The organism is Bdellovibrio sp. ZFWA1 (assembly GCF_056175665.1).
This window is the reverse complement of sequence record NZ_JBJKJH010000001.1, coordinates 1,511,149-1,525,070: the sequence shown is the minus strand read 5'-3', so window position 1 is coordinate 1,525,070 and position 13,922 is coordinate 1,511,149. Positions and strand designations below refer to the sequence as shown.

Annotated in this window: 12 protein-coding genes; 7 read left to right on the top strand and 5 right to left on the bottom strand. The window is 41.6% G+C overall.

The features are described 5' to 3' along the window. Positions 1–84 precede the first annotated feature (84 nt). The 7 genes from AC04MN_RS07350 to AC04MN_RS07320 are packed head-to-tail and all read left to right on the top strand — an operon-like array spanning position 85 to position 7,772. Positions 85–1,842 (top strand): ABC transporter ATP-binding protein, encoded by a 1,758-nt coding sequence (locus AC04MN_RS07350; protein ID WP_475382537.1) that lies wholly within the window; start codon positions 85–87, stop codon positions 1,840–1,842. Beyond that, complete coding sequence (locus tag AC04MN_RS07345) at positions 1,839–2,762, top strand: hypothetical protein (RefSeq protein ID WP_475382536.1); 924 nt, start codon at positions 1,839–1,841, stop codon at positions 2,760–2,762. Before AC04MN_RS07350 ends, AC04MN_RS07345 begins: the two co-directional genes overlap by 4 nt. Beyond that, complete coding sequence (locus AC04MN_RS07340) at positions 2,762–3,454, top strand: polysaccharide deacetylase family protein (protein ID WP_475382535.1); 693 nt, start codon at positions 2,762–2,764, stop codon at positions 3,452–3,454. The genes AC04MN_RS07345 and AC04MN_RS07340 overlap by 1 nt, the downstream gene beginning before the upstream one ends. Continuing rightward, positions 3,451–4,623 (top strand): glycosyltransferase family protein, encoded by a 1,173-nt coding sequence (locus tag AC04MN_RS07335; protein WP_475382534.1) that lies wholly within the window; start codon positions 3,451–3,453, stop codon positions 4,621–4,623. The genes AC04MN_RS07340 and AC04MN_RS07335 overlap by 4 nt, the downstream gene beginning before the upstream one ends. Next, a complete protein-coding gene (locus AC04MN_RS07330) occupies positions 4,620–5,864 on the top strand; it encodes a glycosyltransferase (RefSeq protein ID WP_475382533.1) in 1,245 nt (414 codons plus the stop codon). Before AC04MN_RS07335 ends, AC04MN_RS07330 begins: the two co-directional genes overlap by 4 nt. Continuing rightward, positions 5,861–7,000, top strand: coding sequence for a glycosyltransferase family protein (locus AC04MN_RS07325; RefSeq protein WP_475382532.1), 1,140 nt, complete (start codon positions 5,861–5,863; stop codon positions 6,998–7,000). The genes AC04MN_RS07330 and AC04MN_RS07325 overlap by 4 nt, the downstream gene beginning before the upstream one ends. Then, the gene (locus AC04MN_RS07320; RefSeq protein WP_475382531.1) at positions 6,990–7,772 is read left to right on the top strand and encodes a polysaccharide lyase family 20 protein; all 783 of its coding nucleotides are present in this window, start codon (positions 6,990–6,992) and stop codon (positions 7,770–7,772) included. Before AC04MN_RS07325 ends, AC04MN_RS07320 begins: the two co-directional genes overlap by 11 nt. A gap of 13 nt (positions 7,773–7,785) precedes the next feature. Here the strand turns inward: AC04MN_RS07320 and AC04MN_RS07315 are convergent, their stop codons facing one another. The 5 genes from AC04MN_RS07315 to AC04MN_RS07295 all read right to left on the bottom strand — a co-directional run bounded on the left by AC04MN_RS07315 (position 7,786) and on the right by AC04MN_RS07295 (position 13,921). Beyond that, complete coding sequence (locus AC04MN_RS07315; RefSeq protein ID WP_475382530.1) at positions 7,786–9,762, bottom strand: ABC transporter permease; 1,977 nt, start codon at positions 9,760–9,762, stop codon at positions 7,786–7,788. Continuing rightward, on the bottom strand, positions 9,762–10,709 hold the full coding sequence (locus AC04MN_RS07310) for an efflux RND transporter periplasmic adaptor subunit (protein WP_475382529.1): 948 nt from the start codon (positions 10,707–10,709) through the stop codon (positions 9,762–9,764). The genes AC04MN_RS07315 and AC04MN_RS07310 overlap by 1 nt, the downstream gene beginning before the upstream one ends. Continuing rightward, the gene (locus AC04MN_RS07305; RefSeq protein ID WP_475382528.1) at positions 10,706–11,953 is read right to left on the bottom strand and encodes a TolC family protein; all 1,248 of its coding nucleotides are present in this window, start codon (positions 11,951–11,953) and stop codon (positions 10,706–10,708) included. Before AC04MN_RS07305 ends, AC04MN_RS07310 begins: the two co-directional genes overlap by 4 nt. Then, positions 11,950–12,462 carry a hypothetical protein gene (locus AC04MN_RS07300; protein WP_475382527.1) on the bottom strand — a complete coding sequence of 171 codons (513 nt, stop codon included), beginning with the start codon at positions 12,460–12,462 and terminating at the stop codon, positions 11,950–11,952. The genes AC04MN_RS07305 and AC04MN_RS07300 overlap by 4 nt, the downstream gene beginning before the upstream one ends. 85 nt (positions 12,463–12,547) lie before the next feature. Further along, complete coding sequence (locus AC04MN_RS07295) at positions 12,548–13,921, bottom strand: hypothetical protein (RefSeq protein WP_475382526.1); 1,374 nt, start codon at positions 13,919–13,921, stop codon at positions 12,548–12,550. Position 13,922: the final 1 nt, after the last annotated feature.

Genomic DNA, 13,922 nt, shown 5'->3' with positions numbered 1-13,922 from the left:
ATTTTTCTATTAACAACAGCCTGTCTGACAATGCATTTTGCACCCAGTATAGTGCTCACAAATATGCAATCGCAATATCGTTTTTTGAAATCTGAACTTTCTAATATGTCGGGCTCGTTAAGCCTGCTTGCAATGATTTATCTAATTCAAGCCATCTTACTAATAGCATTTCCTTTGCCTATTAAATTCGCCTTAGACAGTGTCCTTGCTGGCGACTTAAAAAATGCCATTGATTTTGCAGGCTCGAACTGGCGTCGTGATCAACTACTGATTGTTCTTGGCCTGGCAAGTATCAGCATCGGCGGATTCATTACACTGCTTGAATTTATCGACGAACAAATCTGCGCAGCAAATATCACTCGCTTAGTTAGTAGCAAAAAAAGTAAGCTTATAAAAATCATTCTGAATGGACAGTTCAACTGGATTGAAAGCAAACGCAAGGCGGATCTCTTAGGTCGCCTCTCTGGCGACACTCAAAACTTAGAGTTATTCGTCACTAGCACTTTTGCGGTCCTCTTCCGTGCAGCCCCGACACTCCTATTTGCAATCTGTGCAATGTTCTACGTGAATGCGCAATTTGCGCTGATTGTACTAGTACTACTTCCTTTGCTTTATGGAAGTATTTCGTTAATTTCGAATAAAATTAAGTTTTTTGAAAAAAGATTAAGATCGAAATCTAATGCGTACGATCAAGAGGCTCTGCAAACTCTCAATTCAAGTTCTCTATTAAAATCTTTAACCGCAGAGCACGAAGCCCTCAGCAGATTAGATTCTCGTCAAAAAGAGATTAATTTTGAATTCTCAAAAACCAAAATCTTTGCCTCGCTTTTAAATGCAGGATTTTCAATTTCACGCAACCTACTACGAACAGTCGTTCTTATTTTTGGAGGCTTTGCAATTTTAAAAGGCGAGCTATCAGTCGGAATGCTTTTTGCTTTTGTTAGCTACCTAGAAGCTCTGAATCGGCCGATCGGAGAAATTACAAACTTGATCTCGAGGTGGGGCAAGGCCAATGCTAGCCTTGATCGTCTTATTGAAGTTGAAGAAGAGGCTCTATTAAATCAAGAAGAGTCAAGTCGTGGCTCCATGGACATAGAAGGTTTAGATTTGCTTAGCCTTCAAGAAATTAGCTTTGGCTATAAAAATTCAAAACCGCTTTTTTCAAATATTTCGTTTAGCTTTCCAAAAAGCCAACTTATCGCCCTAGTCGGAACATCTGGTGTTGGTAAAAGCAGCTTTATCAAGATTTTAAATCACTTAAACCAGCCAAGCTCTGGGGAAATTTTAATAAATGAAATTCCCGCAGACCAGTTTTCCTCAAAACAGCTAAGAACCTGCATTTGTGTCATATCGCAGGATTCCTTTTTTCTATCCGCAAGTATTAAAGAAAACTTAGTGATGGGCGGAGTCGTCGCAAGCGAAGTAGAACTCTGGTCATCCCTAAGAGCAGTTAATGCAGATACCTTTGTTAAAGAGTTTCCTGATGGTCTCGATACCCAAATTGGCGAAGGTGGAGTGCAACTATCAGGCGGCCAGAGCAAGAGACTAAGCCTTGCCCGCGCATTCTTGCGTACAAAAACTTCACAAGCTTTTGTCTTCGATGAACCAACGTCAGGGCTTGATCCGATTTCTTCAAAAATGGTTATGAATTCAATCATTGAATTATCCAAAGAAAAGATTGTTTTATTTTCGACTCACAAGATTGATGAATTAGAGCTAGCTACTTTAGTTTTATATTTCGAAAAAGACAAAAATCCTCATATCGCTACACACGAAGAGCACAAACAAAATTCAACTGATTATGAAAACCTAGTACGAATATCAGCGGAGGCGCAGCAATGATAAAGATTCCATGCCGCCCGGTCAGAAATGCCTGGCTAAAAGCTGTTTATGAATATGGCATTATCAAAGCCGATCAAGAAACTCAGCTGCTGGCTGACAAGCTCTATTTTTATAAAAAGCTAGCTGCCTATGCTCCAGACGATATTTCTCAATTTCATCCTTACACTATGGGACTCGCCGAGTGGTGCCACAAACATCAGCTGGATCTAGAGAATACGACCCGCGAAAACATTGAGTCAGCACTTAAAAATAGCTTCCCGAAAGGGGCTATATTAAAACCAAGCACTGTCATCAATAGCGGTGGCGAAGTCGGCCTTTATATATTCAAGAATGAACAAATCGTGAATGAACTCTATCAGCGAAACCCAAATCTAATGACGGCGATCGCTCAGGCCGGCCATTGGATTTCTCCGTTGCTAAATACGTTAGCTAGCGGAGAAGAATTCATTCTGCAGGAGAATATTGCCACTCTGGCAGGATACCAGGAATTTGAAAAATCAAAAATGCTTCAAGAAATTAGGATTCATACCTATGAGGGCCAAGTACTTCGAGGTGCTTCGTACTCGCGTTGGGCCAGTAACGAAATTAAAAATGAACGCCACTTCTATTTAGCGCAGGACTACGTTCAAGACTTCTTGGATATCTTACCGAAAGATTTTTTAAACAATCAAGCCTGGGGCTTAGATATTTTGGTATTTAATAATGGCTTCATGCGAATCCTAGAAATCAATACAAATCGAGGTCAACGTTCTCAGTGGAGTGGATTTCTGTCGCGACCGGAATTGATTGGCGCTTACACTCGTGCCTTTGAACAGAATAACCAGATACGATTTAGTGGATTAGGTGGATTTCTTTTAAGAAATAATCTGGGCAATGTCACCAAACACTGGAAAAAGAAATATATCGAAGGAATTCAATAATGACTCGCCAAAAGACCATCTTCTTTAGAAATGACGACTTAGGCTGGATGCCCCAACAGTTCGATAAAATGCTTAGTATTTTTCGAAAGCATCAGCTACCACTTTGTGCTGCGGCCATACCGCTTTATTGCCAAGACACTTACAAAGCCAATCATTTCTCTAGCGATAAAGATATCCTTGAAGTTCATACCCATGGGTACTCGCACTTAGACCATCAAAGCTCTGGAAAAAAGGCTGAGTTTGGAGCAGAACGAACTGTTGAAGGTGTCACTTACGACTTAAAAAAAGCATATGCAATCACAAAGTCCCTATTTCCAGAACAATTCTACCCGGCTTTTACTCCTCCTTGGAATCGCATCGAAGGACAATTTATCAAGCTTCTTTCTGGCGCTGGCTTTAAAGTTCTTTCCCGTGATCCAGGTAAGCTTGCAAATGTCGATTCGATTATTGATCTGAATATTGATATCGATGTTCACACTTCAAAAAAGGGCAAAATCACAGACCCCTTAAAAATAATAAGTGCTATTGAACAGACGTGGTCTGAAAAAGATATCTGCGGAGTCATGCTTCACCATAAGCACATGGAGGATAACGATTTTTTAGTCCTAGACCTGTTACTTGCCGAAATTAATAAGCGTCAATTTAAAGTAGTAAAATACAACGATATTGCTCCAATCGAGACTCAACCATGAACGAAATCTCTCCTAAAAGAATAATCTTTTACTCGCATGATACATTCGGACTGGGCCATATTCGCCGAACCCAAAAGCTTGCAAATGAAATTGCAGGCCCCGACAAATCTATTTTAATTATTTGCGCATCGCCAAAAGCAAGTTCGTATTCAAGCTCAAATGGAATTGAATATCTAAATCTTCCTGGATTCACAAAGCAACCCAATGGCCAATACGTTCCGCGCGCCCTGAATGTTCCTATCGACAGCTTTGTGAATTTACGCTCTTCCCTTATATTAAGCGCGGTCCGCTCGTTTCAACCCGACGTTTTAATTATTGATAAAGAACCTTTGGGAGTAAAAAGAGAACTACTTCCCTCGTTAGAGTTCCTTAGACAAAATCGCAAGAACTGCAAAATTGTTTGTGGCTTCCGAGATATTCTAGATGAAAAATCCGTCGTTTTAGATGAGTGGGATAAGCGCGACACCACCGAATCATTAAAGCGCTACTTCGATCATTTGATTATTTATGGAAACCAACAAGTCTATGACTTTGCAAAAGAGTATGATCTCGATTCCGATCTCGCATCGAAAATCGTGTACACGGGCTATGTACATCCACAAGATAACATTAATAAAACAGACTTTTCATTTAACTTTGCTGATCCCAACTTGCCAGTTGTAACGCTGACCCTAGGCGGTGGCGGCGATGGCAGTGAGATACTAGATACATGGCACTCGATGCTAGAGAGTAAAAAAAGTTTACCTTTTAATCACTACATTCTAACAGGGCCGTTTGCGGACGTGAATCGATATGAAAGATTAAAAAAACTTGAAGACAACTTGCCAAATCTAAAAGTGGATCTTTTCAATCCCGATACTTTTTCAGTGTTCGAAAAAAGCGATCTTGTTGTCTCGATGGGTGGTTATAACACAATGATAGAACTTGCGGCTATGGGGAAGAAGCCCTTGATTCTTCCAAGAGTCAAGCCTCGGAAAGAGCAGCTAATTCGCGCAGAAGTCTTTAAAGAAAAAAATCTTTGCCAGTTTATGCATCCGGAATTAACAACCCCTGAGTCTATATGGGCAACGATTCTGGCAACTCTAGAATCTAAAGATCTAAGCCAAAATAGCTTCAAAGCAGACGGTCTGAAAAATTTTAAACAACTTTTTCAGAAGGGAATACTATGAGACAAACTGCCATTGCCTTCATCTTAAAAGGATATCCTCGGGTCAGCGAAACCTTTATCGCTCAAGAAATCTATTTACTTGAGCAGCAAGGTTTTAAAATTGAAATTATATCGATGCGGAAAGCCCGTGAACCCGAGCGCCAGCCCATTGTTGCTTTAATAAAGGCTCCCGTGACCTATATTCCTGAATATATGTGGACCGAATTCAAAACTGTCGCCCAAGAGAATATAAAAACATTCTTGAGCTACCCAACTCGCTATCTTTTCTACTTCGCTCTTGCATCTCTCCGCAGCCTTAAACAATGGGATGACAGTCCGATCAAACGTTTCTTTCAGGCCGCTTGGATCGTCTCGAAGAAAAAACTAGGACACAAAGACTCTTCTATTCATCACCTACATTCCCACTTTGCGCATACGCCGACCGAATTGGCATTTTACGCCTCAAGAATTTCAGGATTGAAATACTCCATTTCTGCGCACGCTAAAGATATCTACACAATCCCTCAACAATCATTAATTGAGCGAATTAACAATTCTGAGCTGATAATGACGTGTACAAGCTATAACTACGACTTCATGAAGAGTCTACCTGGAATCAAAGCCGAAAAGATCCACAAAGTGTATCATGGAATAAATTTAGAATCCTTCAAGCCATCCCAGCCTCTTACATACTCAAAAGCAGAGCTATCTAACTTCCTAAGCGTTGGTCGTTTGGTAGAAAAAAAGGGATACGATGTGATCTTCGAAGCCCTGTCGAATCTAAAGAAAAAAGACGTTCCATTCACTTACGATATTTACGGCGCCGGAGAATTAAAAAAAGAACTTATAGCCCTGCGAGATAAATTACATCTTACGGATCAAATTCATTTTCACTATACTGCAACCCATCCCCAGATCATTGAGCGTATGAATAAAGGCGGTATCTTTATTTGCGGATCCAAACTGACAGCCTCTGGCGACCGAGACGGAATTCCTAACACAGTAGCCGAAGCCATGGCCATGGAACTTCCTGTGGTCGCAACCGCTGTTTCAGGCATTCCTGAATTAATTGAAAATGGAAGTGATGGCATTCTTATTCCTGAAAAAGATCCGATGCTTTTAACTCTGGCTTTAGAACGTCTTCTTGATGAACCTGAGATTGCTCGCAGAATCGGAGTTGCCGCAAGAAAAAAGGTAGCGTCAGTCTTTAACAGCCAGGTTCTAATCAAAAATTGTGAAAGCTTACTGGAGCCTTATCGATGAAGATGCCGAAGCTTCTTTTCTATTGTCAACACCTGCTAGGAATAGGTCATTTGACCCGGTCTTTGGCGATTTGTGAAAGCTTAGTGACGGATTTTGAGGTTCACTTTATTCAAGGCGGCCCAGACGTTGGAAAGACTGTACGTCATAAAAATTTCCATCATCATTTTATTAACCCTTTACTTATGCGCGAAGAGGATTCGAGCCTTTTTGACCCCAACCAGATAATGTCCTTACCTGATATTTTTGCTGCACGTCGAAGCAGTATTCACAAGATTCTAGACTCTGAAAAATTTGACGTGATTGTTACAGAACTCTTTCCATTTGGACGTAACAAATTTAAGAATGAAGTCTTGCAGCTAATTTCTGCGGCTAAGCAGATTAATCCCCACTTGATCGCTGCAACGTCGGTTCGTGATATCTTGGTTGAAAAGCAGGACTCCGAACAACGAGAGCAAAAGATTGCCGCTCTTATTCAAGAATATTACGATCTAGTCTTGGTCCATTCCGATGCACAGATTATAAAACTAGATGAGACATTCAAATCAGCAGGACTATTTGAAAATAAAATCCGTTACACCGGCTTCGTCACAGAATCAGCAAAAGAAGAGACTCATCCCCAGCGTGAAAAGTCTATACTAGTAAGCATGGGTGGAGGCATTGTAGGCGCAGATATGGTAATGGCCGTCTTGGAGTGTCTGCCAAAATTTCCAGACTTTATTTTTAAAATAGCCACTGGTCCGTACGCCCCTTCTGAACTTAAAAATAAAGTATCAGATTTAAGTCAAAGACATTCCAATTTAGTATCAGTCGGTTTTTTAAGTAATTTTGAAGAAGAGCTTTTAAAATGCAGCCTCTCTATAAGTATGGCGGGATATAATACCGTTATGAATATTCTTAATACAAAGACTCCTGCTCTCGTCTATCCGTATATGGCCAATATCGAGCAAAATCTTCGGGCTGTAGAGCTGCAAAAAAAAGGGCAGCTTAGCGTGTTCTATGCCAATGATCTAAACCCCGAGAAGTTATCCGAATTAATAAGCCATGAACTAAACCGCAAACGTATCCATTTTGACGTCAATATCAACGGATCTAAAAACACCACTCGTATTTTAATGGAGGCTGTAAATGAAAAATAAAACAATTTGGCTTTTTGCCTCATTGGCAGTCCTTACAGGAATTGCTTTTTACTTTGCTCCTAAGGGACCAAAAGATACCCATGTCGATAATTTTGAATCCGAAGCCGACCTTAAAAACTGGGATATAAAACGCATCACCCAAGAACACTCTTTTGAACTTCAAGACAAAATTGTTTTTGAAGGCGGACGAGCCGCTCGGTTTGAGCTTAGAAAAGGTGAACACGTTTCCGATGGTTGGAGATCTGAACTCAGAGATCCGTGGCATGCTCCGATGTTCGAAACAACATGGTATCAGGTGGCTTTCTTCGTTCCGGATGACTTTCCAATTGCTGAATCTAACTCTTGCCTATTTGCACAATGGCATGACCAGAAGGACCCCGGCGATGGCGATCGCAATCCGCCGATAGCTATTCGCCTGCGGGGGCACGGAGAACTTGTGATCACCTCGCGAAGTAGCACGACAAAAATTCAAAATGGCGTCCCGGGCCCAGAGGTTATTCTTTATTCTGACAAACTGTTCAAAAGAAATGAATGGAACCTCTTTCAACTTGAGGTTCGCTGGGACTACTCCTCAAGCGGCTATGTAAATATCTGGCGCAATGGACAACGTATCGTCTCCTACAAAGGCCCCATTGGCTACAATGACGATAAAGGACCTTACGTAAAAATCGGAGTTTACTGCAGAGAAACGCCAGAACAACCTTTGGTTGCATATCACGATAGTTTTATCAGAACTCAAAAGCCGCAATTAATAAAAAAAGACAGCCAATAAAGCTGTCTTTTTTTTATTCGTATCGAAGGGCTTCAATCGGTGAAAGATCCGCAGCTTGTTTAGCTGGCCACAATCCAAAAATCAGACCTACAGCGAATGAAAAAATGAAGGCAATAATTACCGAGGTCATCGAAAATAATGTCGCCCAATCTAACAGCTCTGAAGCCAAAATAGAAATAACCCAACCAAGCAAAGTTCCGACCAATCCACCAAACAGACCAATCAACGTCGATTCAACAAGAAACTGCGAGAGTATATCGAAGCGGCGGGCTCCGATGGCTTTCCTTAATCCAACTTCTCGGGTGCGCTCTTTAACAGATACAAACATAACGTTCATAATCCCGATGCCACCAACAAGTAATGAAACTATCGAAATAGCCTTAAGCATTGACGAAATAATTCCTGTCGACTGACTATAAAGCTCTTGAATGTCGTTCATATTTCTAATGTCGTAATTTTTTGATTCGGGATCGCGAACCTGCCTAAGCTGCATCATGAAGTTATCCACAGAGCTTTCAACAACCGACATAGCCTCCGAAGAGACCGCAGCCACGGTCATTACACTAAATGTTTTTTTGCCAAGAACTCGATTCAGACCTGTTCGTAAAGGCACGATAAGGAGTTCATCACGATCACGATACGCAGAACTACCCTTCCTAGGTAATAAACCAATTATTTCGTAATCCATTTTATTAATCTTAATTAAAGACCCTACAGGATTTCTATTCCCATATAAATTCTTTGCCACAGTTTGACCAATAAGAGCCACTCGTGCCTGCAATCGATCTTCTTCTTCGGTGAAAAAACGCCCAACAACAGGTTTAAAATTTTGCATTTCTTCAATCGAGGCTGTGGCTCCGACTATTTCTACCGAAAAACTTTTGTTTTCAAAACTGACTGTCGCATCACCATACACCTGGCCATCAACAGCTTTAATTGCTGAAACTGATTTAGCGAATTGCTGAAGAGACTCAAGGTCATGTAAGTCAAAACGTCGGAAAGAATCACCTCCAATTGCACCTTTAGGGTTTACAACACGAATATTAAAAATATTTGTACCCAACGAGGAAATCATATCACCGACAGCTTTTTTAGCACCTTCACCAATAGCGACCATTGCCACAAAAGAAGCGATACCAATCATCACTCCCAAGGTTGCTAAGGAAGTTCTCAGCATATTTAAAGTTAACGAACTCCAGGCCATCCTTAGATTTTCTTTGATTCGCTTCCACTGAAAACGTGACTCTGCCTGCACAACCGGAACATCCATTGGATCAGAGCATCGCACAACTGGACTTTGTAAAACTTCATCCTGTGTGATTTTACCGTCTCGAACTGTAATTAGGCGGCGCGCCCGCCGAGCCACCTCTGGTTCATGAGTGACCAATACGATGGTGACTCCTTGTTGATTTAGATCATCTAAAAGATTTAATACTTCTTCAGTTTGCTGAGTCGAAATATTACCGGTAGGTTCGTCCGCAAAAATGATCCTAGGGGAATTTGCTAAAGCGCGCGCAATCGCAACACGCTGTTGTTGGCCTCCAGAGAGCTGATGTGGACGATGAGTAAGCCTGTGGGAAAGATCGACCTTATTTAAAAGTTCGATCGCACGGGACTGCGGATCCGATCCACCCGAATAGACAATTGGCAAACCCACGTTTTCGATACAGGTAGATCGTGCTAATAAATTAAAAAACTGAAAAACAAATCCGATCATGCGTGAGCGAAGTGACGCCAACTCATCATCGGACAATTTAGATACTTCAAATCCATTTAAAAGAAACTCGCCAGAAGTTGATCGATCTAGCAATCCCAATATCTGCATCAGGGTGGACTTACCCGAACCACTTGGCCCCATGATAGCCACGAACTCGCCCTGGTGAATATCCAAATCGATGCCAGCAAGAGCCGCAACTTCAAGTCGCTCTCCATCGCCCACTTCTGTGACATATTTTTTTGTTAATCCACGGACTTTTATTAATGGTTGCATTACTTCTTCTTACGCCCCATTACACTAAATGGAGCCTCTTTTTGATCTTGCTCGTAGGAAAGGGGTTTATAATACACGACCTCGTTCAATTCTAATCCAGATAATACCTCTACAAGCTCTCCATTAGATTCACCGATTTGGATCTCTTTGCTGATGAGTTTTTGGCTGCCATTTTTTATTTGCACTTGAAAGCTTGTATTTCTTCGCCCCTCTGTCAACCAAGATGGCAATGTCAGAATATTATCTTTCTTCATTACAATATAAGCGACCGATGCAGACATACCGGACTTAATAGAGTCCGGTAGCTGTCCCGACAAATGGATAAATACTTCGTAAGTTGTTACATTGTTGGTTACAGTGCTTTGCTGACCAATCCGATCAACCACCCCCGGAAATTGTTCGCCGGGATAAGCATCGACGACAACCTCTACTTCTTGACCAAGTTTTACTTTAGCAATATCAGTTTCATCTACTTTTGAAAGAACAATCAAAACATCCGAAATTTCGAACAACGTATTTTGAGGGCTGACCGACTGCCCTTTATCGATTGAACGCTTAACAATAGTTCCTGAAGCAGGAGCCAACACCTGAATCGGTCGGTACATAGAAAGCACCTGTGCTTTTTCTTCCTCGGTGACCTCCGCATGCAAGGAATCCATCAACGCCACGCGATCGGCGGAACTCATAATAGCAAGGACTTGGCCCTTTTTAACCTTTGCGCCTTCTTCGACCAAAACTTGGTCGATGCGCCCAGAAATAGGTGAAGGAATGACTACCTTATTTTTCGGAGTGACCATACCACTCGACTTTACTTTTAAGACAAAATTAGACATCGTCGGCTGGACAGACTCATAGATATCTTTACTAGTAAATTGAGCCTTGTACAAAAATCCCAGCCCCACGGCTATCGCTAGGACAACGACTACAATCAATTTCCAATTCTTCATAAGGCCTCTGTCATTCCAAGAAACTGTTCAATTTCAATTTTCGAATAGCACGCATTGGCAAGTGCTGTCAGATATTCTCGCTCTAATGAAATTTGCTTACTTTGCGCTTGATCCCAAGCAGAAAAATCCCGAGTCCCAAGGCGGTACTGCTTTTCAATCGTATCAGACCATAAACGAGAAGCCTTTAACTCAGCTTCCTTAGCTTTTAATTGAGACCGCTTAACGTCCCAACCAAGCTGATACTGTTTCAGGTTGCTTTCAACTGAAGACTTCAAACTTTCTAGTTTATACTCTAAGGCTCGAGCCTCGGCCCCCGCTTTAGCATTTAAAAAATAGGTGCCAAAGCCACTGAATAACGACCACGTGAAAGTCACACCAATTGATTGTTCCGTCGTCTTTCCTGTATTATCCGGCCGTGACTCGCCATTTTGATAGCTTAGGTTCACCACTGGTAAAAATCCAGATCGCGCCGCCGCCGCTGTCAACTTTGAAGCTTCAAGCTTTCGCGCTAGAATCTTTTGCTCAATAGAAACAGTATTTTCTTCAGAAATTTGCAGAGGATTTTTTAGCAGCAGTTCTAAGAGTTCAGACTGCAGCGAATTTTCCTGAACCTTCGCGCCAATTAAACTTTCTAATTTTTCTTTAGCTAAAATATTTTTTGCCCTCTCGGCATTAAGAGTGGCCTCGGTGACTTCTAGATTGGCCTTAGTCACTTCAACAGTCCACAATGCATCTAATCCATTTCGATATTTCAACTGAACAACCAGCAGCTGATCTTTTTGAAGTTTTAATAGTTTATTCCAGGTTTCAAGTGCCTTTTGGCTTACTAAATAGTCAACTAGTGCGCGGTGTAGATCTGATCGAGTCTGAACCTTTGTTTTTTGCAGCTCAATTTCTACCGCTCCTGCAGAAAACTTAGCTGACTGATAGGTATTCCAATCCGCAAAACCATTAAAAAGATTCCACTGAATTTTAAAACCCGAACTATCTGTCGTTACATCCGAATTTAGATATCCCTCTTTACGAGACTTAGAACGATCCGCAAAAACATAGAGTTCAGGAAAAAAACTTGAACGTTCGTATCCGACATTGGATAAAGCAGCCTCTAATGACTGCTGCTGTGATTTCAAGCTAGGATTGTTTGTATAGGCCTGCTTCAAAAGCACCTCAGCACTGACATTTGATGCCAGTGCTGAGTCTAGACCTATTGAAAAAAGAAGTGCTAAAGCACTGAAGAACTTCACTCTGAAACCTCTTCAAACTCAACCAATTGTAGGCTTCCATTTAGCACAACTGTGGGCATCAAGAAACCACCCTTATAGGTGATTTGTAAAGCATTCCACATCGGCACACCTTGAGTCAGAGTCAAAAGACTTTCACTGGCACTAGCTGTGTTCGGAATCGATATTTTAATAGATTGAACTCCTTCGGCTTTGCTTCCAAAAGAGTCAGGATTGAGGCTAAAAACCGCCGCCTCGCCGTTGTCAGCCAAACGCTGGACATAGACACTGCCACTGGATTTGCCTTGTCCCACTGGAATGGCCAACAGCCACTGTGTATTGAAGATGAGCTCTGGCAATACGAACGAAAACTTAAATTTTTTCAGTCCATATTTATGAGTACAAGCCTTAATACGTAAGGTAATTTGCGTTTTTCCATGGCCTTCGTTTTCTGCCAAAAGGGCCATTTTGCTGGATACTCGCTCTTGATCCTCGTCGGTGCATTTAGAGGCAATTATCGAGTTCTCGCTCATTACGAATTTGTACACGGGCAACATATCAGCCTGTACAGCCGGGATTGGCAAGATGACAAAGGAGCTGAAAATTAAACTTAAATATCTAAATTTTTTGAACATCACGCCCCCGAAAGTAGTCTAAAATTCGACGGTAGTTAATATAGATAAAATCCTTTGGAAACACTGGCAAAGCCCGACGCAACTCTTGACCACTGCTATTTTGGCGATACAAAAGCGTGGGAATCCATCGGCGAGCCGTCGCCTCATCAAATTCCGTATTAGGCAATGGGTAAAAGCGAACACCTTCTATGGGATGAGGGCAATTCAACAGGAGCGATCTAAAAGTTAAGACCGTGCTAAATTCCTGATAGCCCTTAAAGTCGAATCCCGAAATTCCTGCTTGAGTCAAAACACGCACAATGCCTTGATTGCAATTATTGGAAATCAGGCTGAATTTTTCAGCTTGTCGTCCCTGTGCGGCAGTCAAATTTTCTAAAATTATCAGTAAACGATCGACCTTTGCTTTTTCAATCTTGAACGTCACTCCAAGTGACATTGGTGGCATTCCTTGATTTGCGAACAGCGCTAACTGCTTCTTAAAGAAAGGATTGTTAAATAAAAAAGCACGAGCTGTATTCGATCCCTGCGTGTGGGCACGCCATCCATGCGCACTCAATTCAAAAAGGCTTTTCCCCACCCGCAAAGTCGTGTGCCCCAGAGGTCGCCAAAAAGGATGATAACAAATCTCAACTGGAATCATTTGATCTGCAGACGCCACTTTAACTTGTTCATCTTCTTTATCGAATCTTTTTTCAGTCGGAGTACGCCCTGCCACTTGGAACAAAATTTCTTGGCCTTTTTCACCGAAAATAGAAAAGCACTTTTCTTGATTTTGCCAAACACTTTGTGACTTTGAAATATAGCACGGCTGTTCGCAGAGACTCCACCCCAAGGATACAAGAGTATCTAGGGACTTCATCTGTAAAGAAGGATCTCCCAATGTAGCGTCAAAAAAGAAAATTTCGCTTTTGTGGTTATGGTGTAGCTTAATCGCTAAACCCGCCCGACGCATGCCAGACGATTTTTTTAGGTGCACAATTCGAAAGTCAATTTTTGTATAATTCTTAAATAAAGCGGCTGCAGCAAGAACCAACAAAACTTCAATATTCTGCCTAAAGCTCTGTGGCTGATCAAAATACTGAACGTACTCGGAATACATAGACTCTGAATCTGTTAAGTTCCAAAATTTTCGGGACCATCGTTTTTTAATGATCGACTGTAATCGAAATATATCTTCGTAGCTCAAAAGGCCATTTTTGATTAATCCAGATTTCTGAACCAAAGATTCCAACCAGGCTGCTTTCGCGTCAAAAACAACATTGCTCGCATGCTCATAAGAGTTATAGACCGTGACCCGAGCATAACCTGGCAAAGGCATGCCCCGGGAAAAAATCTGTTCATTGATTGTTGTCTTCACG

Coding starts and splice junctions, on each gene's coding strand:
- AC04MN_RS07330 (WP_475382533.1), top strand. CDS start 4,620: ATGAGACAAACTGCCATTGCCTTCATCTTAAAAGGATATCCTCGGGTC.
- AC04MN_RS07320 (WP_475382531.1), top strand. CDS start 6,990: ATGAAAAATAAAACAATTTGGCTTTTTGCCTCATTGGCAGTCCTTACA.
- AC04MN_RS07345 (WP_475382536.1), top strand. CDS start 1,839: ATGATAAAGATTCCATGCCGCCCGGTCAGAAATGCCTGGCTAAAAGCT.
- AC04MN_RS07300 (WP_475382527.1), bottom strand. CDS start 12,462: ATGAGCGAGAACTCGATAATTGCCTCTAAATGCACCGACGAGGATCAA.
- AC04MN_RS07315 (WP_475382530.1), bottom strand. CDS start 9,762: ATGCAACCATTAATAAAAGTCCGTGGATTAACAAAAAAATATGTCACA.
- AC04MN_RS07310 (WP_475382529.1), bottom strand. CDS start 10,709: ATGAAGAATTGGAAATTGATTGTAGTCGTTGTCCTAGCGATAGCCGTG.
- AC04MN_RS07325 (WP_475382532.1), top strand. CDS start 5,861: ATGAAGATGCCGAAGCTTCTTTTCTATTGTCAACACCTGCTAGGAATA.
- AC04MN_RS07335 (WP_475382534.1), top strand. CDS start 3,451: ATGAACGAAATCTCTCCTAAAAGAATAATCTTTTACTCGCATGATACA.
- AC04MN_RS07340 (WP_475382535.1), top strand. CDS start 2,762: ATGACTCGCCAAAAGACCATCTTCTTTAGAAATGACGACTTAGGCTGG.